General features: G+C 68.4%; 23 protein-coding genes. 7 read left to right on the top strand and 16 right to left on the bottom strand.

Annotation, left to right across the window (positions count from 1 at the left end):
* Positions 1–155: 155 nt before the first annotated feature.
* Entirely contained in the window at positions 156–905 is a 750-nt protein-coding gene (locus DJ74_RS14910; RefSeq protein WP_094527745.1) for a GNAT family N-acetyltransferase, read from the top strand.
* Between the two features lie 46 nt (positions 906–951).
* Here the strand turns inward: DJ74_RS14910 and DJ74_RS14915 are convergent, their stop codons facing one another.
* Positions 952–1,944, bottom strand: a complete 993-nt coding sequence (locus tag DJ74_RS14915; protein WP_094524054.1) for an NAD-dependent epimerase/dehydratase family protein — start codon at positions 1,942–1,944, stop codon at positions 952–954.
* 73 nt (positions 1,945–2,017) lie between these two features.
* Complete coding sequence (locus DJ74_RS19295; RefSeq protein WP_170938263.1) at positions 2,018–2,164, bottom strand: hypothetical protein; 147 nt, start codon at positions 2,162–2,164, stop codon at positions 2,018–2,020.
* Positions 2,165–2,243: 79 nt separating this feature from the next.
* Between DJ74_RS19295 and DJ74_RS14920 the strand changes: the two genes are divergently transcribed.
* Positions 2,244–2,729, top strand: coding sequence for a zinc ribbon domain-containing protein (locus DJ74_RS14920; protein ID WP_094527746.1), 486 nt, complete (start codon positions 2,244–2,246; stop codon positions 2,727–2,729).
* 90 nt (positions 2,730–2,819) lie between these two features.
* Here DJ74_RS14920 and DJ74_RS14925 read toward each other — a convergent pair whose 3' ends face one another.
* Together DJ74_RS14925 and coxB are read right to left on the bottom strand one after the other, a co-directional pair.
* Positions 2,820–5,318: a cbb3-type cytochrome c oxidase subunit I gene (locus DJ74_RS14925; RefSeq protein ID WP_094527747.1), complete on the bottom strand. Its 2,499-nt coding sequence runs from the start codon at positions 5,316–5,318 to the stop codon at positions 2,820–2,822.
* On the bottom strand, positions 5,315–6,181 hold the full coding sequence (gene coxB / locus DJ74_RS14930) for a cytochrome c oxidase subunit II (protein WP_254922181.1): 867 nt from the start codon (positions 6,179–6,181) through the stop codon (positions 5,315–5,317). The genes DJ74_RS14925 and coxB overlap by 4 nt, the downstream gene beginning before the upstream one ends.
* Before the next feature lie 231 nt (positions 6,182–6,412).
* Here coxB and DJ74_RS14935 point away from each other — a divergent pair, with 231 nt between their 5' ends.
* Positions 6,413–6,868, top strand: coding sequence for a hypothetical protein (locus DJ74_RS14935; RefSeq protein WP_094524050.1), 456 nt, complete (start codon positions 6,413–6,415; stop codon positions 6,866–6,868).
* A gap of 103 nt (positions 6,869–6,971) precedes the next feature.
* Here DJ74_RS14935 and DJ74_RS14940 read toward each other — a convergent pair whose 3' ends face one another.
* On the bottom strand, positions 6,972–7,172 hold the full coding sequence (locus DJ74_RS14940; protein WP_094527748.1) for a hypothetical protein: 201 nt from the start codon (positions 7,170–7,172) through the stop codon (positions 6,972–6,974).
* A 162-nt stretch (positions 7,173–7,334) separates the two neighbouring features.
* Here DJ74_RS14940 and DJ74_RS14945 point away from each other — a divergent pair, with 162 nt between their 5' ends.
* On the top strand, positions 7,335–8,444 hold the full coding sequence (locus DJ74_RS14945) for a GTP-binding protein (RefSeq protein WP_094524048.1): 1,110 nt from the start codon (positions 7,335–7,337) through the stop codon (positions 8,442–8,444).
* Between the two features lie 62 nt (positions 8,445–8,506).
* Here DJ74_RS14945 and DJ74_RS14950 read toward each other — a convergent pair whose 3' ends face one another.
* Positions 8,507–9,655: an acyl-CoA dehydrogenase family protein gene (locus DJ74_RS14950; RefSeq protein ID WP_094527749.1), complete on the bottom strand. Its 1,149-nt coding sequence runs from the start codon at positions 9,653–9,655 to the stop codon at positions 8,507–8,509.
* 281 nt (positions 9,656–9,936) lie between these two features.
* Here DJ74_RS14950 and DJ74_RS14960 point away from each other — a divergent pair, with 281 nt between their 5' ends.
* Positions 9,937–10,734 (top strand): RIO1 family regulatory kinase/ATPase, encoded by a 798-nt coding sequence (locus DJ74_RS14960; protein ID WP_094527750.1) that lies wholly within the window; start codon positions 9,937–9,939, stop codon positions 10,732–10,734.
* 19 nt (positions 10,735–10,753) lie between these two features.
* Here the strand turns inward: DJ74_RS14960 and DJ74_RS14965 are convergent, their stop codons facing one another.
* The 5 genes from DJ74_RS14965 to DJ74_RS14985 are packed head-to-tail and all read right to left on the bottom strand — an operon-like array spanning position 10,754 to position 15,795.
* The gene (locus DJ74_RS14965; protein WP_217900338.1) at positions 10,754–11,536 is read right to left on the bottom strand and encodes an ABC transporter ATP-binding protein; all 783 of its coding nucleotides are present in this window, start codon (positions 11,534–11,536) and stop codon (positions 10,754–10,756) included.
* Positions 11,533–12,321 carry an ABC transporter ATP-binding protein gene (locus DJ74_RS14970; RefSeq protein ID WP_094524044.1) on the bottom strand — a complete coding sequence of 263 codons (789 nt, stop codon included), beginning with the start codon at positions 12,319–12,321 and terminating at the stop codon, positions 11,533–11,535. The genes DJ74_RS14965 and DJ74_RS14970 overlap by 4 nt, the downstream gene beginning before the upstream one ends.
* Positions 12,314–13,495, bottom strand: coding sequence for a branched-chain amino acid ABC transporter permease (locus DJ74_RS14975; protein ID WP_094524043.1), 1,182 nt, complete (start codon positions 13,493–13,495; stop codon positions 12,314–12,316). The genes DJ74_RS14970 and DJ74_RS14975 overlap by 8 nt, the downstream gene beginning before the upstream one ends.
* Positions 13,492–14,451, bottom strand: coding sequence for a branched-chain amino acid ABC transporter permease (locus DJ74_RS14980; RefSeq protein ID WP_094524042.1), 960 nt, complete (start codon positions 14,449–14,451; stop codon positions 13,492–13,494). The genes DJ74_RS14975 and DJ74_RS14980 overlap by 4 nt, the downstream gene beginning before the upstream one ends.
* A 9-nt stretch (positions 14,452–14,460) precedes the next feature.
* Positions 14,461–15,795 (bottom strand): ABC transporter substrate-binding protein, encoded by a 1,335-nt coding sequence (locus DJ74_RS14985; RefSeq protein ID WP_094527751.1) that lies wholly within the window; start codon positions 15,793–15,795, stop codon positions 14,461–14,463.
* Between the two features lie 182 nt (positions 15,796–15,977).
* Between DJ74_RS14985 and DJ74_RS14990 the strand changes: the two genes are divergently transcribed.
* The gene (locus DJ74_RS14990; RefSeq protein ID WP_094527752.1) at positions 15,978–16,868 is read left to right on the top strand and encodes a proline dehydrogenase family protein; all 891 of its coding nucleotides are present in this window, start codon (positions 15,978–15,980) and stop codon (positions 16,866–16,868) included.
* A 71-nt stretch (positions 16,869–16,939) separates the two neighbouring features.
* Here the strand turns inward: DJ74_RS14990 and DJ74_RS14995 are convergent, their stop codons facing one another.
* A complete protein-coding gene (locus tag DJ74_RS14995) occupies positions 16,940–17,677 on the bottom strand; it encodes a helix-turn-helix domain-containing protein (protein ID WP_094527753.1) in 738 nt (245 codons plus the stop codon).
* Between the two features lie 89 nt (positions 17,678–17,766).
* On the opposite strand from DJ74_RS14995, the gene DJ74_RS15000 reads away from it, so the two are divergent.
* Positions 17,767–19,287 (top strand): aldehyde dehydrogenase family protein, encoded by a 1,521-nt coding sequence (locus tag DJ74_RS15000; protein WP_094527754.1) that lies wholly within the window; start codon positions 17,767–17,769, stop codon positions 19,285–19,287.
* Positions 19,288–19,331: 44 nt separating this feature from the next.
* On the opposite strand, the gene DJ74_RS15005 is transcribed toward DJ74_RS15000, so the two are convergent.
* The 4 genes from DJ74_RS15005 to DJ74_RS15020 form a co-directional block, all read right to left on the bottom strand.
* On the bottom strand, positions 19,332–20,324 hold the full coding sequence (locus tag DJ74_RS15005; RefSeq protein WP_094527755.1) for a DUF5821 family protein: 993 nt from the start codon (positions 20,322–20,324) through the stop codon (positions 19,332–19,334).
* Positions 20,325–20,442: 118 nt separating this feature from the next.
* Positions 20,443–20,760 carry a CGCGG family rSAM-modified RiPP protein gene (locus DJ74_RS15010; RefSeq protein ID WP_094527756.1) on the bottom strand — a complete coding sequence of 106 codons (318 nt, stop codon included), beginning with the start codon at positions 20,758–20,760 and terminating at the stop codon, positions 20,443–20,445.
* A gap of 178 nt (positions 20,761–20,938) precedes the next feature.
* On the bottom strand, positions 20,939–21,613 hold the full coding sequence (locus DJ74_RS15015) for a helix-turn-helix domain-containing protein (RefSeq protein ID WP_094527757.1): 675 nt from the start codon (positions 21,611–21,613) through the stop codon (positions 20,939–20,941).
* Between the two features lie 213 nt (positions 21,614–21,826).
* Positions 21,827–22,387 (bottom strand): halocyanin domain-containing protein, encoded by a 561-nt coding sequence (locus DJ74_RS15020; RefSeq protein WP_094527758.1) that lies wholly within the window; start codon positions 22,385–22,387, stop codon positions 21,827–21,829.
* Positions 22,388–22,393 lie beyond the last annotated feature (6 nt).

The following is a 22,393-nucleotide window of genomic DNA, read 5'->3' on the forward strand; positions in this document are numbered from 1 at the left end:
GACGTCTCTTCGGTCCCCGGCACGCTCGCTTCTGCTCCGCTCCGTCCCGTCGAGCCGCCGCGCTCGTTCTCTCCGCTCCGAGTCACGACCGTACCGACCCGGCAGTTCTGACACGTTCGGCCGTGTTTTTTGTAGTCGTATGCGAACGGTACAGTATGGAACTCCGCGACGCCACCGCAGCCGACGTCGACGCGATCCGGGAAGTCGCCCGCGAATCACTGCTCGCCTCCTACGGGCACGCGGTCGACGAGGCGCTGCTCGCCGAGGCGGTCGACGAGTGGTACGACCCCGACGACCTCGTCGCGGACATCGGCGACGAGGGGACCGTGTGTCCCGTCGCCGTCGTTGACGAGAACGTGGTCGGGTTCGCCGAGAGCTACGTCGTCGGCCGCCGCGAGCGGGTCGGGGAGATCGACTGGCTCCACGTCCACCCCGACCACCGCGGCTCCGGCTTCGGCTCCGCGCTCCTCGAACGCGTCGAGGCGGAGCTCCAGGAGGCGGACGTCGACCGCATCGAGGCGCGCGTGCTCGTCGCCAACGAGGCCGGCACCGCGTTCTACGAGGCCGAGGGGTACGAGCTCGTCGGGGAGCGCCGGGTGGAGATCGGCGAGGAGACGTTCGACGAGCGCGAGTACCGCAAACAGGTCAGTCGCCTGACCGGCATCTCCGAGGGCGTCGTGGAGACGGGCACCGGCGACACCGTTTACGTCGCCTTCGACGAGAGCGAGCGCGGCTCCGAGGGCCCCTTCTACGTCGCGTACTCCGACCCCGAGCGGGAGCGGCGCTACGGCTACTTCTGCGGGAACTGCGAGGGAACGGACGTCGCCATCGACACGATGGACCGCATGGAGTGCGGCGACTGCGGGAACCGGCGGAAGCCGTCGCGCTGGGACGCCGCCTACTGAGCCGCGCGCGGCGATCGACCGATCGGTACGCGACGAGCCGGCCGACCTACAGCGTCTCTTTCACGCCTAACACGCGCTCTTCAGCCTCGCGACCGGGGTCCCACTCGCTTCCGTCTCGGTCGGTCTCCCGGTGTTCGGCGACGGTCCGCGCCATCGCCTCGTCGACGGGCGTCGACTCCCAGCCGAGACCGGCGAGCGCGCACGTGTCGAGCAGGTGCGGGTACTCCCTGTAGAGCGTGAAGTCGTCCGGTTCGAGCCCGCCGGCCGCGAGCGCGTCCCCGCTCGCGGGTACGACCTCGCAGTCGGTCCCGGCGGCCTCGGCGATCGCCTCCAGCGTCTCTTCGAGGGTGAGCGCTCGCCGGTCGCCGACGTTGTAGGCCGAGCCCGGCTCGCCGCGCTCGGCGGCGATCCGGAGCGCGCTCGCGACGTCTTCGACGTACGCGCGGTGCCAGAGGTTCTGGCCGTCGCCCGGGACGACCACGCGGTCGTGCGAGAGGACGCGGTCGATCCAGTAGTCGAGCCGCTCCGTGTAGTCGTACGGGCCGTAGACGATACAAGGGCGGACCGCGGTCGCGTTGACTCCCGCCTCGGCGGCGTCGAACACGATCCGATCGCCTTCGGCCTTCCGGTTGCCGTACGTCTCCATGCTCTCGTCGGCCGCCTGTTCGGGGGAGCACGGGTGCAGCGGCGTCTCCCCCTCTCGCTTCGGGATCTCCTCGGCGGCGTAGCTCGAGCCCGACGAGACGTACACGTAGCCGTCGACGTCGGCGAACACGTCGACCGCGGTCTCCACGTCGCCGGGGTGGTAGGCGACGCAGTCGATCACGATTTCGGGCTCCGCGGAGAGCTTCGCCGTCCGGAGGTCGCGCTCGTTCGTCCGATCGCCCTCGACGTGCGTGACGCGGTCGTCGTCCGAGAACGGGTTCTCGTGGTTCCCGCGGTTCAGCATCGCCACCTCGTAGCCGTTCGCGAGCAGATCGGAGACGGTGTGCCGCCCGATGAACCGCGTGCCGCCGATGACGAGCGCCGTGTCGGTCATATCCTCTCTCGGTCCAGCGAGTTCAAAAGCGTGACCGAACCGGAACCCGGCGTGCGGAGGCGACGACCGGAGTTCAGTCGTCGCGGTTCGCGCGCGGCCCGTCGCCGCGCCAGCGCCGGTAGAGCAGGTACGCGATCCCGAGCCCGAGGAACCACGTGCCGACCCCGAACAGCGCGAACCCGATCCCGATCAGGAACTCTCCGGCCGGGAGTCCGAACATATCACGACTCGGCGTCTCGGCCACATAAACGCTCCGAGCGAGGGGCAGTTACACGGTCCCGGCGCGCGAACGTCGCCCCATGACAGACCGCAGTCGACGCCGACCGTGGCTCGCGGCCGTGCTCGCGCTCGTCGTCTCCGGCCTCGGACACGCGTACCTCCGCCGGTGGGGGCGCGCGCTCGGGTGGTACGTCGCGGTGACCGCGACGCTCGTCGTTATCGTGCCCGACGCGGCGGTGGAGGGACTCATCGCCGGCGACGCGCCGCCGGTCGCCGACGTCGCGCCGGCACTGCTCGTCGTCGCCGCCAGCGTGATCGACGCGTACGTCCTCGCGCTTCGGAACAACCGCGATCACGAACGCGAGCGACGCGCGGCGGCCGCGGAGCGGGCCCGGCCGGAAGCCTCCTCCGGGCGAACGGAAGCCGCGGCACCGCCCGACAGCTCCGGTCAGCCGACGGCCGACCGCGACGGAGAGCCCGACGCGATGTCGTGTCCGCACTGTGGCCGCGAGACCGACCCGTCGTTCGACTTCTGTCAGTGGTGTGCCGAGCCGGTCCCCGAGTGAGAGCCGCGCGGCGTACGGCGCGGGCTATCGGGCGCGGTCGAACGAGAAAAGCGAGAGCGACGGAAACGGAACGCGGCGGCGAACGCCGCCTCAGAAGAGGTAGAACAGCGGGAAGATGAACACCCAGACGATGTCGACGAAGTGCCAGTAGAGGCCGAAGTACTCGATCGGCCGCTCGTCCTCCAGGTAGTGTCCCTGGTAGGTCCGGACGAACAGGTAGCAGGCGATCAGGAGGCCGATGACTACGTGAAGCCCGTGGAGCCCCGTCGTGACGTAGTAGATCGACGCCTGGATCGGGTCGCCGTGGGCGTTCGACGCGATCATCACGCCGCGGTCGAAGATCTCGTGTTCCCACTCCCACAGCTTGATCGCCAGGAAGGTGAACCCGAGCAGGATCGTCGCGCCGAGCGAGGCCAGGATCCCCTGTCGGCTCTTCCGGTGAGCGGCGACGAGCGCGAGGATCACGGTGAACGAGGACGTGATCAGCACGAACGTGTTGATCAGGCCGGGGAGCGACTCCGTCAGCGGCTCCCACGTCATCCACCCGGCGTTGTACCGGACGAAGATGGCCGCCGAGAGGAACGCGCCGAAGACGATCACGTCGGATGCGAGGAAGAACCACATCCCCAGCTTCACCTTCTCGACGCCGTTGAACGGCCACCGTTCGGCGAATTCGCTCGGCGGCGCGTAGAAGTCTTCTAACCCCCACTTCACGCCGCTGGCGATCATCCCGACGAGGCCGACGACGATGAACACCGGGTACACCACGTTCGAGATTTCGACGCTCGTCGACGCGATCGACTCGCCGACGATGAACGTGACCGAGTCGGCGAACCCGGAGAGTCCGAACAGGAAGAACCCGGTCATCAGCGAGAGGGCGAACGGCCAGATGCTCGCGTGGCTCGGGTGCTTGTCCCAGTACGGGTACTCCTTGATATGATCGGAGTGACTGTTGCCGCCGTCGGTCGCGGCGTTACCGTCGCCGTCGGCTTTCACCGCCGGACCGCCGTCAGGCACGTAATCCTTCACGAACTCGAGCTTGCCGGACGCGTACGAGGGGCGGTTCGGCCAGTTCTCGAGCGGCGGCGGCGAGGAAACGGCCCACTCGGCCGTCCGCGAGTAGTCCCACGGGTTGTCGCCGGCGGGTTCGCCCGCGACGTAGGACTTCGCGAAGTTGTAGAACATGATGAAGAAGGAGAACCCGAGGATGAACGCCCCGATCGTCCCGATCTGGTGGAACGTCTGGAACGCGGGGTTGTACTCGAAGACGCGGCGCGGGGTCTCCCAACCGAGGAACATCGAGAAGTACACCATGTTGAAGCTGACGAAGAAGATCACGAAGTGGAGCTTCCCCAGCAGCTCGTCGTACATCTTCCCGGTCACCTTCGGGAACCAGTAGTACGCGCCGCCGAACAGCGCCGTCGCACCCCCGAACATGACGTAGTGGAAGTGCGCGACCACCCAGTAGGTGCCGCGGAACTCGTAGTCGAGGACGATGGCGCCGAGGAACACCCCGGTTATGCCGCCCAGGATGAAGAGTAGCAGCGCGCCGAACGCGAAGAGGAACGGCGTCGTGAACTGGATCCGCCCCTTAATCAGCGTGTAGATCAGCGAGAACACGACGAGGTCGAATGGGAGCGAGATGCCGATGGTGGTCGCCATCATCAGCGTCTTGATCTCTAGGTTGATCGTCGTGAGGAACATGTGGTGCATCCACACGAGGAACGACTGGACGGAGATGAGACAGATGGAGATGATCACCCACTTCCGGCCGACGAGCCGACGCCCGGAGAAGGTCTGGAACAGCTCCAACATGACCCCGAGCGCCGGGAAGAAGACGATGTACACCTCCGGGTGACCGAAGAACCAGAAGAGGTGCCCCCAGAGCAGGGAGCCGCCCTCGGTCGCGGAGAAGTACACCGACCCGAGCACGCGGTCGGCCGCGAGGATGAGGCCGACGGCGAGCAGCGCGGCGAACGCGAACAGCATCATCCACACGGTCGCCAGGATCCCCCAGGTGAACATCGGCATGTCCATGATACCCATCCCCTCGGCGCGCGAGTGGTGGATCGACGTGAGGAAATTCACCGTGGATGCGGTGATCCCGATGGTGAACATGGCGAGCGCGAGCACCGCCCCCGTCGACCCGATGCTCGGCGTGTACATCGGGATGTTGAGCGGGGCGTACATCGTCCACCCGGCGCTCAGCGTGCCGCCCTGGAAGAAGCTGATCCCCAGCAGCACGCCGGAGAAAAGGTACATCCAGTACGAGACCGCGTTCAGGCGCGGGAACGCGAGGTCGTCAGCGCCGATCTGGAGCGGAACGAAGTAGTTCGCGAAGCCGAAGCCGAACGGCGAGAGGAACCAGAACACCATTATGAGCCCGTGGGCCGTGACCGCCTCGTTGTACGCGAGCCCGGAGAGCACCTGGTTCGCCGGGTCCCAGAGCTGGACGCGGATCAGGAGCGCCAGCACGCCCCCGAACAGCAGGAAGAACAGCGCGGTGATCGTGTAGAGGATGCCGATGTCCTTGTGGTTCGTCGTCACGAGCCAGCGCTTGACCGAAGTCGTCGGCGGGAGCTCGCTCATACGGGAACACCTCCGGCGACGGCGCCGCTCACGCTGACGGCGTCGTCGATGCTGGCGGATTCGTTGCCGGTGGCGGATTCGTTGCCGGTGGCGGATTCGTTGCCGGTGGCGGATTCGTTGCCGGTGGCGGATTCGTTGCCGCTCCCGGAGTCGTCACCCTCGGTGCCCTCGTACCACTCCTCCCACTCGTCCTGCGGGAGGACCGTGATCTGGCCCTTCATCGCCGAGTGTCCGGACCCGCACAGCTCGAAGCACTCGACCCTGAACGTCGCTTCGCCGCCCTGCGCCTGGACTTCCTCGGAACTCACGGAGAACCAGTTGGAGTTGGTCTCTCCGGGGATAGCGTCGGACTTTATCCGTAACTCCGACGAGCCGAAGTTGTGCCAGACGTCGCGCGAGGTGACCTCGATGTCGATCCGCTGGTCGGCCGGCACGATCATCTCGCCTGTCGTGGTGTGGCCGTTCGGGTACTCGTACTCCCAGCCGAACTGGTACCCCTCGACGAGGATCTCGATGTCGCCCTCCTCGCCGGTGTCGGGGCCCTCCTCGACGTAGAGGAGGATCCCGTACGCGTACACGACGAGACTGATGACGACGATCGCGCTCAGTCCGAACGAGAGGAAGAGCTTCTTCGCCTTCGGACCGCCCTGTCCCGTCGGGAGCTCGCCGACCGTCGGCGCGTCGAAGCCCTCTTTTGGTTCGCCCCCGTCGTCGCGGTACTTGTACACGTTCCACAGCGTGTACGCGACGACGATCGTACCGACGAGCGTACCGAGCGCGAGGAAGACGAAGAAGATCTCGTCGAAGACCTCCGCCTGCGCGCGCCAGTCGCTCCCCTGTTGCAGGATAATTGGATCTATCATGTTCGTCTGTCTGCTCTTGTTTCTCCCTTGGCGATGGCACACTTAGCTCTTGTGTAGCGTGACCGGAAGAGCCAGCTCGCGCGCCCGACCGAGCCGCCCTGACGACGTCGACATCGCAGGGTGACGGCGGGTCGATCCGCGCCTGACCGAGCGGTTCCGGCACGTCGTCCCGGGCGTGTATACGAAGGCTATTTGTACACGCGAACGGACCGCCTAATAACGAAACCCACCATGGTCTCACTCACGCTCTTGAGCACGGCACTAATGGGGCTGCTCGTCGCGGCCACATTCCTCGCCGTCGCGAAGGTCGGCGCGCAGCGAACGGCGCCCGGAACCGACGCGTCGCCCGACAGATACGCCGCGGTCGTCGGGGCGCTCCGGGACGTCTCGCAGAAACCGGTCGTCTGGGCCGTCGCGTTCGTCGCCATCGCGGTCGGCGTGGGCGGACTCGCCCTGCTGGCGGTCGGCGACTTCGGACTCCCGGAGGGGCTCTCGGGGAGCCTCCTCGGCGTCACGTACGCCGCGGTCGGACTGCTGGTGACCGGGTTCGTCTTCCTGGGCGCCTATTTCAGTGCCCGGGGGCGCGGGCTCGGCAACGCACACGGCGTCGCGGCGGGCTCGTTCGCCGCCGGACTCGTCTTCCTCGTCCTCATCGCGGTCCAGCTCCTCGTCGGCGTCGTCGGCTGAGTACGGTTCCGCTCCTCGTTTTCCGTTCGATCGTCTCGTTTCGACCACAGCCGTCCGATCGTTTCGCGTCGACCACGGGCACGCCCCGCAGCGGGGAGACGCGCTACGCGACCGCGACGCCGTTCCGGGCGAGGAAGTCGCTCGCGGCCTTGATTTCGACGGGGCTACCGATGATCCGGTAGTAGCCGTCGGCCTCGACGACGGTCACGGTGAACCGCTCCCGGAGCCGCTCTCTGAGGCCCTCGAGGGCGTGACACGGGAGGACGATCTGGGTGCTGTCACGGAGGCTCGACGGGTCGGGCATTCGACGTGCGAGACTCGTCGCACGTCGCGGATATAACCGTGTCGAAGCGTCGACACGATCGTGGCGGGTTCGCACGGTCCGGGGTGGCGTCGGGTTCGCGGTCGGATCCCCAGGCGGGCCGAAGGAACACCTTTAACGAGCCGAACGGCCGACTGTACGCCAATGGGACTGGAAGAGGAGATTGAGGACCTCCGCGAGGAGATCGCCAACACGCCCTACAACAAGGCCACGGAGGCCCACATCGGGCGCCTGAAGGCGAAGCTCGCGGAAAAGAAGGAGAAGCTGGAGAACCAGTCCTCCGCCGGCGGTGGCCACGGGTACGCGGTCGAGAAGCACGGCGACGCCACGGTCGCGCTCGTCGGGTTCCCGAGCGTGGGGAAGTCCACCCTCATCAACGCCCTCACCAACGCCGACAGCGAGGTCGGATCCTACGAGTTCACGACGCTCGACGTCAACCCCGGCATGCTACAGTACCGCGGCGCGAACATCCAGATCCTCGACGTCCCGGGGCTGATCGAGGGCGCGGCGGGCGGCCGCGGGGGCGGGAAGGAGGTCCTCTCGGTCGTCCGGACCGCCGACCTCGTCGTGTTCATGCTCTCGGTGTTCGAGATCGAGCAGTACGACCGCCTCCGCGAGGAGCTGTACGCCACCAACATCCGCCTCGACACGGAGCCGCCGAACATCAACATCCGGAAGACCCACAAGGACGGGATCGGAGTGACGATGAGCGACGACGTGAGCCTCGACGAGGGGACCGTCAAGCAGGTGCTCCGCGAGTACGGCTACGTCAACGCCAAGGTGACGATCCCCCACGACCTGACCATCGACGAGCTCATCGACGCGGTGATGGACAACCGGGAGTACCTCCCGTCGATGGTGACGGTGAACAAGGCCGACCTCATCGACAAGAGCTACCTCCCGACCGTCAAATCGGAGCTCCGCGAGCGCGACCTCGACCCCGACGACGTGCTCTTTATCTCCGCCGAGAAGGAGCTCGGGCTCGACGGGCTCAAAGACCGGCTCTGGAAGGAGCTCGGGCTCATCCGGATCTACATGGACAAGCCCGGTCGCGGCGTCGACTACGAGGAGCCCCTGATCCTGTTCGAGGGCGACACGGTCGGCGACGCCTGCCAGAAGATCGGCGGGGAGTTCGAGGAGCGGTTCAAGTTCGCTCGCGTCTCCGGCGAGAGCGCGAAACACGACGACCAACAGGTCGGGAAGAGCCACGAGCTGGCGGACGAGGACGTGCTTCGGATCGTCGCGCGGAAGTGAACGGGCCGAAGTGAACGCGCGAACCGGTCGCGCCCGACGCCCGCGGACCACGAGACCGCGACCTACAGGCCGAGTTCGCGCCCGAGCACGACGTGCTGTATCTCGCTGGTCCCCTCGCCGATCTCCATCAGCTTCGCGTCGCGGTAGAAGCGCTGGGGCGCGAAGTCGGTGGTGTAACCGTACCCGCCGAGCGTCTGGACCGCCTCCTCGGCGACCTCGCGGGCGGCCTCGCTGGCGTCGAGCTTCGCCAGCGCCGACTCCCGGGTGACGGACTCGCCGGCGTCGTACCTCGCGGCGGCCTTGTGCGTGAGCAGCCGGGCGCGTTCCGTCTGGCGGTGCATGTGGACGACCTTGTCCCGGATGGCGTCGAACTTCGCGATCGGTTTCCCGAACTGCTCGCGCTCGCCGGCGTACTCCTTCGCGGCCTCGTAGGCGCCCTGCGCGAGCCCGACCGACAGCGCCGCGATGGAGATCCGGCCGCCGTCGAGCGTCTTCATCGTCTGCGTCCAGCCGTCTCCCTCCTCCCCGAGCAGGCGGTCCTCGGGGATCCGCACGTCGTCCAGTTGTATCTCGCAGGTCGGCGAGGAATTAAGTCCCATCTTGTCCCAGACCGTCGTGATCTCGAAGCCGTCGTCGTTCTCCGGGTCGACGATGAACGTCGAGATGCCGTCGTAGCCGGCGCCCGGGTCGGTGACGGCCTTCACCAGCACGCTGTTGGCCACGTTGGCGTTCGTGATGAACTGCTTCGTCCCGTTCAACACGTACTCCCCCGCGTCCGCGTCGAACTCGGCGGTCGTGTCCATGTCGGAGGCGTCGGAGCCGCTCCCGGGCTCCGTGAGCGCCCAGGCGCCGATCTCGCCGCCCTCGGCGAGCGGGCGGAGCCACTCCTCCTTCTGTTCCGGCGTCCCGAACAGCTCGATCGGCTTCGCGCCGAGAGAGGTGTGCGCGGCGTACGAGAGGCCGATCCCGCCGGAGACGCGGCCGATCTCCTCGGTGACGAGGGCGTACATGAGCTGGTCGCCGCCGAGCCCGCCGTACTCCTCGCTCACGGGCACGCCCATCATGTCGAGGTCGTTCAGGTCGGCGAACACCTCGTCGGGGAACCGGTGCTCGTCTTCGATCTCCTGGGCGATCGGCCGGATCTCCTCCTCGCAGAACTCCCGCACCGTGTCGCGTATCATCCGGTGTTCCGCGGGCAGCTCGAAGTCCATAGGCAAGAATTGCGACCCGTCGGCATAAACGATGCGAACGACCGTGATCGATCGCGGGCGCTTCGACCGTCCCCGTTCTCCGCCATCGGTCTCCTTCGGCGGGCCGACTCCCGAGCGCCCGTGCCGGCCGTACGACTTGTTCCACGACCGAGCGGCCCGCCTCGGTCCCGACGCGGTCAGCGTCGGTGACCCCTCCCTGAACCGCCGCGGCTCCGAGACGCTCGCGCGGCGATCCCGCCCGAGGACGTGATTTAAGCGTCGCCGTCGCGTTCGGTCCTGACATGGAGCTCCGCCGGCTCGTACGCGGTCGCGTGGACTGGCCCGACATCGAGCGGGTCGCCCGAGAGCTGGCGGACCGGTACGACCGCGAGGAGATGCGGGTCCGGTTCCTCGACGCCGACAACTGGCTGTCGACGCCGATGGTCCTCGACGACGACCTGTTCGTGAAGGTGATCACGAAGCAGAACACGCTCGTCCACACGCTGTTCACGACCGGGCGGAACCTCGGCGCCGTCTCCGCCGGCACCGAGGGGTTCTTCGAGCGCTACGAGACCCCCTACGAGATGGCTCGCCACGAGCTGGAGGCGACCCGAGAGGTCAGGGAGCTCGGAGTCAACGCCCCGGAGCCGATCGAGGCGCTGGAGGTCGGCGACCTCGGCGTCCTCGTCCTGGAGTACCTCCCCGAGTTCCGGACGCTCGACGAGCTCGATCGCGAGGCCGTCGCCGGGCTGGCGCCCGAGCTGTTCGCGACGCTCCGGACGATCCACGACGCCGGGCTCGCCCACGGCGACCTCCGGGCGGAGAACGTCCTCGTGCGGGACTGCGACCTGTACGTCATCGACGCGACGAGCGTGAGCGAGGAGGGTCGCGAGTCGGCGCGGTCGTACGACCTCGCGAGCGCGCTCGCCGCGCTGGAACCCCTGATCGGCGCGCCGGACGCGATAGACGCCGCGCTCGAGAGCTACTCGACCGACGAGCTGCTCGCCGCCCGTCAGTTCCTCGACTTCGTCGCGATCCGTCCGGACCACGACTTCGACGCCGCGGAGCTGAAAGGGGAGCTGGAGAAGCGGACGACGTAGGGACGAGGCCGGACGGAGTTCAGCCGCCCAGGTACAGCTGCGAGACCTCGTCGTCGCTCAACAGCTCCTCCGGGGTGCCCTCGAACCGGACGGTCCCCTGGTCGAGGACGTAGCCGCGGTCCGAGATGCCGAGCCCCTTCGTCACGTTCTGCTCGACCATGAGGATCGCCGTGTCCATGTCGTTGACCTCCTGGACGTCCTCGAACACGTCGTCTGCGGTGTTCGGCGCGAGCCCCGCGGACGGCTCGTCGATGAGGAGCACGTCGGGCTCCATCACCAAGGCCCGGGCGAACGCGAGCACCTGCCGCTGGCCGCCCGAGAGGGTCCGCGCCTTCGCGTTCCGCTTCTCGTCGATGATCGGGAAGCGGTCGTACAGCGTCGCGATCACCTCGTCGAGCCCGCCGTCGCGGGCGACGCCGCCCATGCGGAGGTTCTCGTCGATCGTCAGCGAGCCGAACACGTTGTCGGTCTGCGGGACGTAGCCGATCCCCTCGCGGACGATCTCCTCGGGCGCCATCCCGCCGATGTCGCGGCCGTGGTACTCGACGCTTCCGACCCACGGGGTCAGCATGCCGAAGGCCGTCTTGAGGACGGTCGACTTCCCGGCCCCGTTCGGACCGACGAGACAGACGATCTCGCCCGGATCGAGCCGGATCGAGCAGTCGTCGAGCACCTGCACTTCGCCGTACCCGCTGTCGACGTTCGACAGCGAGAGCACGGGATCGGTTCCGTCGCCGGCCGCTTCCGCGGGCCCGGTTCCGCCGTGAGCCCCCTCCGCGGGGCCGATGGTGTCGTCGCTCATGCGCCGCCTCCGAGGTACGCGTCGATGACGCGGTCGTCGCCGCGGACCCCGTCCGGCGTCCCCTCGGTGAGGACGTGCCCCTGATCGAGGACGACGATCGGGTCCGCCAGGTCCATCACGAACTCCATGTCGTGTTCGATGAGCAGGAACGTCGTCCCCTGCTCGTTGAGCCTACGGATCTGCGACTTCAGCTTCTTCGCGAGCGTCGGGTTCACCCCCGCCACAGGCTCGTCGAGCAGGAGGACCTCCGGCTCGGCGAGCATCGCGCGTGCGAGCTCGACGAGCTTCATCTGGCCGCCGGAGATGTCGGTCGCGGGCTGCGCCGCGAGGTGGTCGATCTCGAACTCCTCGAGGATCCGCTCCGCGTCGGCGAGGTTCGCCGACTCGCTCTCGCCGACCGAGCCGGGCGAGGCGAACAGCCTGAGAAACGACTCGCCGGGCTGGTTCCGCGGGCCGACCAGCATCGCCTCGCGGACCGTCATCCCCTCCAGCTTGCGCGGGGTCTGGAACGTCCGGATGAGCCCGTGTTCGGCGACCTGGTACGGCTCCATGCCGGTCACGTCGGTCCCGTTCACTTCCACGGTCCCGCCGTCCGGCTCGTAGAAGCCGGAGATGAGGTTGAACAGCGTCGACTTTCCGGCGCCGTTCGGGCCGATGAGCCCGGTGATCGTGCCGCGCTCGACGGCGAACGTCGCGTGGTCGGTCGCCGCGAGCCCGCCGAACGACTTCTGGAGGTCGTCGACCCGGAGGACGGCGTCGTCCTTGGGGAGGGCGCCCTCACTCATCGCCCCCACCTCCCTTGCGCTCCCGGACGCCGCTGTCCGGCGTCTCGGGCGCCCCGCCTCCGTCGACCGCGCTCGGCCAGATCAGCTCGCGCTGCGGCGGCAGGATTCCCTGCGGCCGGTAGCGCATGACGGCGACGATCACGACCCCGATCAGCAGCAGCCGCAGCGGCGCGGGGTCGATCGGGAGCGCCACGTCGTTCAGGAAGCGCGTCCCCTCGCGGATGGTGACGATCACGACCCCGCCGAACAGCGCCCCGCGGTTGGAGCCGCTGCCGCCTAAGATCACGGCGACCCACGCGTAGAACGTCGTGATCGGGTCCAGGTCGCCCGGGCCGACGTACAGGTTCAGGTGCGTGTAGAACACGCCCGCCAGCGCCATGATCAGGCTGCCGAGGACGAACGACTGCATCTTGAACGAGTACGTGTTCTTCCCGAGCGCTCGGGCGAGGTCCTCGTCGGATCGGATCGTGCGGAGCACGCGACCCCACGGGGACCGGTGCGCGCGTCGGAGGATTACGTACACCGCCCCCGCGAACGCGAGCACCAACAGGACGTTCAGCAGGGCCTGCCAGAACGAGGCCTCGAGGAAGATGGGCGATCCCGGAACGATCTCGAGGCGGAGCCCCGGCATCGCCTCCGGGAACGTCGAGAGCACGGGCCAGCCCTTGAAGAACCCCGGGATCCCGCGGACTCCCGCACTGCCGTTCGTCAGCCACCGCTCGTTGAGCACGATCAGCCGCATGACCTCCGCGAGCCCGAGCGACGCGATGGCGAGGTAGTCGGCTCGGAGCCGGAGCGTCGGGATCCCGATCAGCAGCGCGAGCGCGAGCGCGACGACGAGCGCGACCGCGAGTCCGACGAGCGGGTTGAACCCGCCCGCGATCGGCGAGCCGCTCGCGGTCATCAGCGCGGAGCCGTACGCGCCGATCCCGAAGAACGCGGCGACGCTGAAGTTGATCAGGCCGGTGAACCCCCACTGAGCGTTCAGCCCGAACGACAGCAGCGCGTACATTCCCGCCAGTCCGACGAGGAACAGGAAGTAGGTCGGCCCGAGCGCGCCCGTGAGCAGCGCGGCGAGCAGGAACAGCAGGAACGCGACGCTGACGCCGAGCACCCACCCCTCCGGGCGGGTCAGCTCCGCGATCGCCCCCTTCGGATCGGTGAGGGCGCTCATGTGGCCGCCTCCCCGGCGATACCGTTCGGCCGGACGAGCAGCACCGCGACCATGATCACGAACGCGATGGCGTTCGCGTACTCGATGCTAATCAGGCTCTCCAGCGCCGCCGCGAGCCACCCCGGCCAGATCGGGAGTGCTTCGACGACGGTGGAGAAGAACGGCGTTAGCTGGTTTATCATGCCGATGAGGAAGCCGCCCGCCATCGCGCCGTAGACTGAGCCGATCCCGCCGAGGATCACCGCGGCGAAGATGACCAGGAGGAGGTTGAACCCCATCCGCGGCGCGAGTTGGTTGAACAGCCCGAGGAACACGCCGCCCGCGCCGGCGAGGCCGGCGCCGATGACCCACGTCCAGAGCTTGACTCGCTTCGTTCGGATCCCGCTGACCCGCGCGAGGTCGGGATTATCGGCCATCGCGCGCATCTTCCGGCCGAGGTCGGTGTACTGGAGCAGCACGTGGAGCCCGACGACGAGCACCACCGCCGAGCCGACGATCGCGACGTCGTGGAGCGTCACCCGGACGCCGTACGGCACCAGCGACTCGATCGGTCGCTGCGCCCGGATGTCGAACCGCGTGAAGTCAGACCCGAACCGGATCTGGATCAGCGCGCGGTAGATGAACGCGATCCCGATCGACGTGATCAGCAGGCCGATCGAGTCGATGTCGAGCGGCTCGTAGATCAGCTTCTCGGTGGCGACCGCCACGACCGCGGCCGCGGCGATCCCGACGACGAGCGCGAAGAAGAAGCCGAACGGGAGCCCGAGCACCGCGCCGCCGAGCCCGCCGACGGCGCCGAACGTCACGAGCGCCGCGTACGCGCCGATGGTCATCGTGTCGCCGTGCGCGAAGTTCGCGAAGTCGGCGATGCTGTACACGAGCGACAGCCCGATGCTCCCGAGGACGATGATGCTGCTGAACACCAGCCCGTTGGCCAGGTATCCGAGGACGGTCATGGGTCGGGATTAGCCTTCGACGAAGTCGATGCCTTCGTACGCGTGGTCTTGGACCTCGAGGACCTGCAGGAAGCCGACCGGGTCCCCGTCCTCGTTGAAGTCGATGGGGCCGCTGACCCCCTGATAGTCGACGTCGTCCGGCCCGCCGCCGTTCGCGAGGATCTCGCTCGCGGCCGCGAACGACGTCACCGTCTCTCCCTCGGGGCCGGAGACGCGCCGGACGGTCTCCTGGAGCGCCGCGCCGGTGAACTCGTCGGCCGCCTGGATCGCGAGCGCGGCGTTGATGACGCAGTCGAAGGCGTACGACGCCCACGACGTCGGCTGTTGGCCGTATTCCGACTCGAAGGCGGACGCGAACTCCTGGTAGTTCTCCTCCTCGATCGGCGCGGAGGGAACGACGATCTTCATGCCGTTCATGCTCCCCTCGGGCGTGTTCTCGAGGACGCTGTCGCCGGAGACGGAGTCGGCGCCGTAGAACTGCGCCTCGTACCCGGAGGAGAACGCCTCGTTGACCATCGTCGCGAACTCGGCCTGATACGTGATGAACAGCCACGCGTCCGCGCCGGAGCCGTTCATCTCCGAGATGACGCTGGAGTACGACTGCTGTTCCTGGTCGTGGGGGTTGTTGTAGACGACGTCGCCGTCGTACGCGTTCACGAACGCGTCGGTGAGGCTCTGCCCGTAATCGTTGTTGACGTAGGTGACCGCGATCTCGTCGTACCCGTCGTCGGCGATGATGTTCGACAGCGCCAGCGACTGGCTGCGACCGGACGGCGACATCCGGAGCAGTCCCGGGAAGTCGGTGAGGCTGAGGCCGGTGGAGTTCTGGCTCAATTGGACGACGTCGGTCCCCTCGACGACGCTCTCGTAGATGGCGAGCGAGACGCCCGAGCCGACCGCGCCGATGAGGAACGGGACGCCGTCCTGGTTGACGAGCTTCTGTGCGGCGGCGATCCCGCCCTGGTTCTCGCTCTCGGAGTCCTCGACGGCCAGCGAGAGCTCTCGCCCGTCGATGCCGACGTCGTTGACGCGGCTCAAGGCCATCTCGGCGCCGCGCTGGTTCCGCTCGCCGAACGCCGACAGCGACCCCGTCAGCGAGTCGACCATCCCGATCTCGTACGGATCCATCGACTCCCCGCCGTCGTCGCCGTCGCTCCCGTCATCGCCGTCGGAGCCGTCGTCGCCGTCGCTCCCGTCATCGCCGTCGCCTCCGTCGGAGCCGTCGCTCCCGTCCCCGCCGTCGTCGGTCGTGCTCAGACAGCCCGACAGGGCGAGGAGCCCCGCACCGCCGGTCAGTTTCAGCAGTGTACGCCGGTCCGCCACGTCCGTGGTATCTCGTGACATATGTGACCTGATATTTCAGTTGCCATCCGGGTATCTTAACCCCGGCCCGCCCATGGTCGGGCCGGCCGCAGATGTTCCCCTCGGCCGCCGCGCGGTCCGTCACGGCGTTTTATTCGTCTTCAACGACCCCACAACAATTGGTCGGGTGCCCATATATACGGGTAGAGATCCGCTGTCTGCACATGATTCCGCCCATCGCGAGTAACTTTGTCGCCGGGGAGACTCCCGAGGCGTCGCTCGCCCACGTCGAGGGGCTCAACGACCGCGGCGTGGCCGGTATCCTGAACCTGCTCGGGGAACACTACGAGGAGCGACCCCCCGCCGACGCCGACGCCGACGCGTACGTCGACCTCGTCGAGGCGATCGCGGAACGCGACGTCGACGCCTGCGTCTCGGTGAAATCGAGCCAGATCGGGCTCGACGTCGGCGACCGCGTCTTCGAGGAGAACCTCGCGCGCATCGTCGAGGCGGCCAACGCCCCGACGGCGACCGACGGCGACGACGGCTCCGACGGCGACGAGAGCGGCACGTTCGTCTGGATCGATATGGAGGACCACGAGACCACGGACGTGACGCTCGACGCCTTCGAGCGACACGCGGTCGAGACGGACGGCAACGTCGGCGTCTGCGTGCAGGCGAACCTGAAGCGGACTCGGGACGACCTCGAACGGCTCGCCGACCTCCCCGGGAAGGTCCGGCTGGTCAAGGGCGCGTACGACGAACCCGCCGAGCTGTCATATAAAAAGAAGGCCCGCGTCGACGAGTCGTACCGCGACTGCCTCGCGTACATGTTCGAGGCGTTCGACGGCGGCGTCGCCGTCGGGAGCCACGACCCGGCGATGATCGAGTACGCGACGGAGCTGTACGCCGACCACGGGACCCCCTACGAGGTGCAGATGCTGACCGGCGTCCGGGAGTCGGCGCAGTTCGAGCTCGCGGCCGACCCCGACACCGACGCGGAGGTGTACCAGTACATCCCGTACGGCTCCAAGTGGTTCTCCTACTTCTACCGGCGGATCCGGGAACGCAAGTCGAACGCGCTGTTCGCGCTGCGGGCGATCGTCGGGAACTGAGCGGCCCTCAAAAACTGAGCGGCCCTCAAAAACTGAGCGGCCCTCGGGAATCGGGCGAGCGTCTGCCCGAGCTACGGGTCCAACAGCTTCGACTCCGCCTTCCGGAGGTGTTCGAGCAGCGTCGTCTTCGAGACGCTCAGCTCCTCGGCGAGCTCGCGGGTCGACGCCTCGCGGGGCCACTCGTAGTACCCGGCCTCGCGGGCGTGTTCGTACACCTCGCGCTGGGTCGTGGTCAGCGTGTCGAGCCGCTGCTCGCGGGGCGTGCGCCCCGCGTACCCCGACGAGGACATCGACTCCACGGTCACTTCGGCGCCGGAGTCCGCCTGCACGGCGTCGAGCGACTCCCGGATATCGGTGCGCTCGCCGACGAAACACACCTGCCACTCCTCGCGGCCGTCCTCGATCCGGACCGGCGCGCTGTGAACGAAGCCGTGTTCGAGCAGCGTCGGACACACCATGTCGGCCGGGTCGTACTCCAGGAAGAACTCGCGGACGACGTTGCCCGGCGCGTCCCGCGCGCGCCCGAATCGCTCCTTCAGTTCGAGGAGGTTGCCCGCGCGGTCGGAGTCGCGGATCGCGTCGAGCAGTTCCTCGACCTCCTCGTTCGTGTCGGCGAACGCGGTGAACAGGCCGTTCACCGAGTTCGGCGCGTCGGCGTCGGTCCGCGGCGAGTTGTAGATGGCGTGCGCGAGGACGCCGCCGTCGGTGCTGCTCGTCGCGTCGATCGCCCAGCAGTTCGGATGCCACAGGTCGAGCGTCAGTCGAGTCCCGGCCCACTCCTCCGCCCCGTTCGCGTCGGTCGTTGCCATTAGTACCGTTTCAATGGTACCGCATCACAAAGGCTCTGCCGACCATGGTCGGGTGGGATATTTGAACGTGGCGGCGGAAACGACCGCCCATGGCGCAACCGTATCAACACTACATCGACGGAGAGTGGGTCTCGGGCGAGGGCTCGGAGACGTTCGAGAGCGAGAACCCGGCGACCGGGGAGTCCCTCGGCGAGTTCCGGCGCGGCGCCCCCGAGGACGTCGACCGCGCGGTCGACGCGGCGGACGAGGCGTTCGACGAGTGGCGCGAGCTGTCCCGGATCCAGCGCGCAGAGTACCTCTGGGACGTGTACCACGAGCTGCGCGAGCGAACCGACGAACTGGGCGAGGTCGTCACCAAGGAGTGCGGGAAGGAGATCAGCGAGGGGAAAGCCGACGTGGTCGAGGCCGCGCACATGGTCGAGTGGGCCGCGGGCGACGCCCGCCACCCGTCGGGCGACATCGTCCCCTCGGAGATCCCGTCGAAGGACGCGTACATGCGGCGGAAACCCCGCGGCGTCACCGGCTGTATCACCCCGTGGAACTTCCCCGTCGCCATCCCCTACTGGCACATGGCCATCGCGCTGGTGGAGGGGAACACCGTCGTCTTCAAGCCGGCCGAGCAGACCCCGTGGTGCGCGCAGATCATCGCGGAGATGTTCGACGACGCCGGGATCCCCGACGGCGTGTTCAACATGGTACAGGGGTTCGGCGACGCCGGCAACGCGATCGTCGAGAACGACGACGTCGAGACGGTCATCTTCACCGGCTCCGCCGAGGTCGGCCACCTGATCCAGGACAAGCTCGGCGGCGTCGCCGGCAAGCGCGCCGCCTGCGAGATGGGCGGCAAGAACGCGATCGTGGTCACGGAGGAGGCGGACCTCGACGTCGCGGTCCACTCCGCGGTGATGTCCTCGTTCAAGACCACCGGCCAGCGCTGCGTCTCCTCCGAGCGCCTGATCGTCCACACCGACGTGTACGACGAGTTCAAAGAGCGGTTCGTCGAGGTCGCCGAGAGCGTCGCCGTCGGCGACCCGCTCCAGGAGGACACGTTCATGGGGCCGCTCATCGAGGCGGAGCACCACGAGAAGGTCGCCGAGTACAACCAGCTCGCCCGCGATGAGGGCGTGAACGTCCTCGTCGACCGCACCGACCTCGACGCCGACGAGATCCCCGACGGCCACGAGGAGGGCCACTGGATCGGGCCGTTCGTCTACGAGGCCGACCCCGACGAAGACCTCCGGTGTACCCACGAGGAGGTGTTCGGACCGCACGTCGCCCTCCTCGAGTACGACGGCGACATAGAGCGCGCGGTCGAGATCCAAAACGACACCGAGTACGGGCTCGCCGGCGCGATCGTCTCCGAGGACTACCGGCAGATCAACTACTACCGCGACCGCGCCGAGATCGGGCTGGCGTACGGGAACCTCCCCTGTATCGGCGCCGAGGTCCAGCTCCCCTTCGGCGGCGTCAAGAAGTCCGGCAACGGCTACCCCTCCGCCCGAGAGGCCATCGAGGCGGTCACCGACCGCACCGCGTGGACCCTGAACAACTCGAAGGAGATCGAGATGGCGCAGGGGCTCTCGGCCGACATCAAGACGAAGGACGACTGAGACCGGTCACCGCCGCGCCGCATCCGTTTTATTCATTTCATCAGTTATTCGACCGCGTCCAGCGCCGCGGCGACGGCCTCGCTCGGACCGTCGGCGTCGGCGAGCGCGCCGCGAGCGACCAGCCGCTCACGGGGGCGGCCGACCGGCTGCGGGACCGACTCCGTCGCGAGCAGTCCCGCCTCCCGGAGTTCCCGTTTGATCCGCGTGAACGTCGCCGAGCTCCCGAGGCCGGCCTCCTCGCAGGCGCGACGCAGGTCGCGGTCGAGCGCGCCGTGGCGGACGCCGACGACGTACGCGCGACGCCGCGCGTCGGCCAGGTCCGGCTCGTCGGGTTCGATCGCGGCGTCCGCGGCGCCCGCGACGCCGTCGCCCTCGACGGCTCCGGGGTCGATCGCCCGGACCACGTCGTCCGCGACGGCGACGCCGCAGCGCTCCCGGACCGACTCGTGCATTCGCCGGCGGCTCGGCGTTCGCAGGCGGCGCTCCTCGGCCGATTCGACGAGCGGAACGTAGCGTTCCCGGAGCGCCGGATCGTCGCCCACGCGACACCACCTCGCCGGCGAGTCGGCGCTCGCATCGACGCCGTCTCGGTCTCCGCCGGCGACGAGCACGGACCCCGTTTCCCGACCGACGAGCGCCGCGTTCGGCTGCGGCTCCGTCAGCGTCAGGAGCTCCACCGCGCCCGTCTCCGCGAGCGCCGCGAGCCTGCTCGCGGGTCGGAATCCGTCGGTGACGGCGTCGACCGCGCGGTCGCTCGCGAGAACGGCGAGCGCCGGGAGCGACGAGGAGAGCGCGTCCGACCGGTCGGGGCGGTCTCCCGTTGCGGCGGGAGCCCCCGTCGCGGCCGGTGAATCACCACCCGACGCCTCGGCTCGCAGCGTCTGGACGGACGGCTCGACGACCTCCGGCGCCGCCGCGCGGTACGCCTCGACGACCGCCGTCAACAGCGACGGAGTCGGGTCCACGAGCACCGGATCGACGAACCCGCCGATCGGTTCGGGTCCGTCAGCGAACGGCAGGATCGGCTCGGTGGACACACCCGCACCTACGCCGCGGACGAATTAAGAATGGCGGCGGATGCCCGCTCTCGGCACCGCCGGCCGGGAGGTATCGGTCCGTTCGGCCCGCGTTCGGCCCCGTCCGATCGTCCGCGTCTCAGGGAACGTCAACGAGGGTGACGTGACCGCCGCAGCCGCACCGTTCGACGTACTCCGGGTCGACGTCGCCGCGCTCCTCCCGGAGCGCGTCGTAGAGGAACTCCTCGGGGTGGCCGAGGTCGCCGTGAGTGACCAGGTTGACGTGGTTTCCGGCGGTCGTGTGGTCGATCGCCGCGAGCGCGTCGCGGACCGCGAGCTCCGGGGCCCCGGCGTACTTCGGCGTCTCCAGGTTCGCCGACCAGGAGTTGTCGTGGACTCGGTCGGTGATCGGTTCGGCGGTCTCGTCGTGGTCGTGGTCGTCGGTGGATGCGGTCATGGGTGTGTCGTCGGTGGTCGTCAGGGGTCGGTAGTCGTCAGGGGTCGGTGGTCGTCAGGGATCGAGAGTAGCTGTCTGGGGCCGTCGGTAGTTGTCTGGGGCCGTCGGTAGTTGTCTGGGGCCGTCGGCGATTGTCCGGGGCGACGGACGGTGCGGCCGCGGTCCCGGCCGAGCCGGTCTACGGATCGACGGCCGCGACCTCCGCCTCCTCGTCGACGGGGTGACTGGGCAGGTCGTCGACGAACTCCCGGACCACCGTCCGCTCGACGCGCTGGAGCGTCTCGCTACAGGTCGACTTCGCGATGCCGACGTGCTCCGCGACCTCCGTCAGGGTGGCTCGGCGCGGCACGTCGTAGTAGCCGAGGTCGACGGCCGCGAGCAGTAGTTCCCGCTGTCGGTCCGTCAACAGGCGAGCGGGGTTGACGCGTTGCCGCACGCGCTCGACCTCGAACTCCAGACCGAGGTCGCTCAGCCGCCGGCCCATCTCTGCGACGCGCTCGTGTTCGCCGGTGACCTCGACCTCCGCCACGCCGTCCTCGATGTCCAGCGGCATCTCGATCGGGAGCCCGGAGCGCTTCGCGGCCAGCAACAGCAGCGGGGCGTCGGTCTCGATCCGGACGGTCGCGACGCCGTCCTCCCGCGCCATCACCGACACCGAGGCCAGCGCGTCGTGGGACTCCATCGCCGACAGGACCGCGTCGACGTCGCGGGCGCTGACTCTGACCAAGGCGAAGCCGGCGCTCTCGCCGGGGACCGCGGTGAGCACGCGGAACCCCGCGTCGGGGAACTCGCGCGAGACGTCGGCTATCCACGGTCCGTCGGGCAGATCGACGAGGAGGCGTGCTTGGGGCATGGGTGGGTGGTCGGTCGTTGGTCGGTCGCGGTCGTCGGCCGGGTCGTCGGTCAGTCGCGGCCGTCTGTCAGTCGCGGTCGTCGGTCGGAATCGTCGGCCGGGTCGTCGGTCAGTTGCGGTCGTCGGCCGGGTCGTCGGTCAGTCGCGGCCGTCGGCCGGGGTCGTCGCTCGGTCGCAGTCGCCGGTCGGAATCGTCGCTCGGTCGCCGCGGCGTTACTCCACGTACACCGCGCCCTTCATTCCGACCGCCTCGTGGGGGGTACAGACGTAGGCGTGCACGCCGGACTCCTCGAAGGTGTGCTCGAACGTGTGGCCCGCCTCGCCGACGGTCTCGCTCTCGAAGTTACCGTCGGAGCCGGCGACGTTATGCTGTCCGCCCTCCCCGGTCCACTCCCAGGTGACGGTCGTCCCGGGCGATACCGCGACCGCCGCCGGGCCGAACGCCAGTCCGTCGCCGGCGCCGACGTCGACGGTCACTGAGTCGGCGTCCGTCATGTCGGCCGTCCGCTCGTAGTTAGTGGCGTCGTCGAGGAAGCCGCCGTAGTCCGGCTCCTCGGAGAGGTACTGCTGGTCGCCGCTGCCGCCGTCGCTGCCGTCACTTCCGTCGCTACCGTCGCTGCCGTCACTTCCGTCGCTGCCGCCGCTGCCGCCGTCGCCGCCGTCGCCGCCGTCGCCGCCGTCGCCGCTACCGCCGCAGCCGGCGAGCGCGGTGGTCACACCGAGCGCCGCAGTCGTTCGAACGAACGTTCGCCGGTCGAGTGTGCGTCGGGTCATGCGCTT

This window comes from Halorubrum sp. Ea8 (assembly GCF_002252925.1).
In the GTDB taxonomy this organism is placed as follows: domain Archaea; phylum Halobacteriota; class Halobacteria; order Halobacteriales; family Haloferacaceae; genus Halorubrum.

Excerpts from the sequence above, each read along its gene's own strand:
- DJ74_RS14910 (WP_094527745.1), top strand. The coding sequence starts at position 156 with ATGGAACTCCGCGACGCCACCGCAGCCGACGTCGACGCGATCCGGGAA.
- DJ74_RS14915 (WP_094524054.1), bottom strand. The coding sequence starts at position 1,944 with ATGACCGACACGGCGCTCGTCATCGGCGGCACGCGGTTCATCGGGCGG.
- DJ74_RS19295 (WP_170938263.1), bottom strand. The coding sequence starts at position 2,164 with ATGTTCGGACTCCCGGCCGGAGAGTTCCTGATCGGGATCGGGTTCGCG.
- DJ74_RS14920 (WP_094527746.1), top strand. The coding sequence starts at position 2,244 with ATGACAGACCGCAGTCGACGCCGACCGTGGCTCGCGGCCGTGCTCGCG.
- DJ74_RS14925 (WP_094527747.1), bottom strand. The coding sequence starts at position 5,318 with ATGAGCGAGCTCCCGCCGACGACTTCGGTCAAGCGCTGGCTCGTGACG.
- coxB (WP_254922181.1), bottom strand. The coding sequence starts at position 6,181 with ATGATAGATCCAATTATCCTGCAACAGGGGAGCGACTGGCGCGCGCAG.
- DJ74_RS14935 (WP_094524050.1), top strand. The coding sequence starts at position 6,413 with ATGGTCTCACTCACGCTCTTGAGCACGGCACTAATGGGGCTGCTCGTC.
- DJ74_RS14940 (WP_094527748.1), bottom strand. The coding sequence starts at position 7,172 with ATGCCCGACCCGTCGAGCCTCCGTGACAGCACCCAGATCGTCCTCCCG.
- DJ74_RS14945 (WP_094524048.1), top strand. The coding sequence starts at position 7,335 with ATGGGACTGGAAGAGGAGATTGAGGACCTCCGCGAGGAGATCGCCAAC.
- DJ74_RS14950 (WP_094527749.1), bottom strand. The coding sequence starts at position 9,655 with ATGGACTTCGAGCTGCCCGCGGAACACCGGATGATACGCGACACGGTG.
- DJ74_RS14960 (WP_094527750.1), top strand. The coding sequence starts at position 9,937 with ATGGAGCTCCGCCGGCTCGTACGCGGTCGCGTGGACTGGCCCGACATC.
- DJ74_RS14965 (WP_217900338.1), bottom strand. The coding sequence starts at position 11,536 with ATGAGCGACGACACCATCGGCCCCGCGGAGGGGGCTCACGGCGGAACC.
- DJ74_RS14970 (WP_094524044.1), bottom strand. The coding sequence starts at position 12,321 with ATGAGTGAGGGCGCCCTCCCCAAGGACGACGCCGTCCTCCGGGTCGAC.
- DJ74_RS14975 (WP_094524043.1), bottom strand. The coding sequence starts at position 13,495 with ATGAGCGCCCTCACCGATCCGAAGGGGGCGATCGCGGAGCTGACCCGC.
- DJ74_RS14980 (WP_094524042.1), bottom strand. The coding sequence starts at position 14,451 with ATGACCGTCCTCGGATACCTGGCCAACGGGCTGGTGTTCAGCAGCATC.
- DJ74_RS14985 (WP_094527751.1), bottom strand. The coding sequence starts at position 15,795 with ATGTCACGAGATACCACGGACGTGGCGGACCGGCGTACACTGCTGAAA.
- DJ74_RS14990 (WP_094527752.1), top strand. The coding sequence starts at position 15,978 with ATGATTCCGCCCATCGCGAGTAACTTTGTCGCCGGGGAGACTCCCGAG.
- DJ74_RS14995 (WP_094527753.1), bottom strand. The coding sequence starts at position 17,677 with ATGGCAACGACCGACGCGAACGGGGCGGAGGAGTGGGCCGGGACTCGA.
- DJ74_RS15000 (WP_094527754.1), top strand. The coding sequence starts at position 17,767 with ATGGCGCAACCGTATCAACACTACATCGACGGAGAGTGGGTCTCGGGC.
- DJ74_RS15010 (WP_094527756.1), bottom strand. The coding sequence starts at position 20,760 with ATGACCGCATCCACCGACGACCACGACCACGACGAGACCGCCGAACCG.
- DJ74_RS15015 (WP_094527757.1), bottom strand. The coding sequence starts at position 21,613 with ATGCCCCAAGCACGCCTCCTCGTCGATCTGCCCGACGGACCGTGGATA.
- DJ74_RS15020 (WP_094527758.1), bottom strand. The coding sequence starts at position 22,387 with ATGACCCGACGCACACTCGACCGGCGAACGTTCGTTCGAACGACTGCG.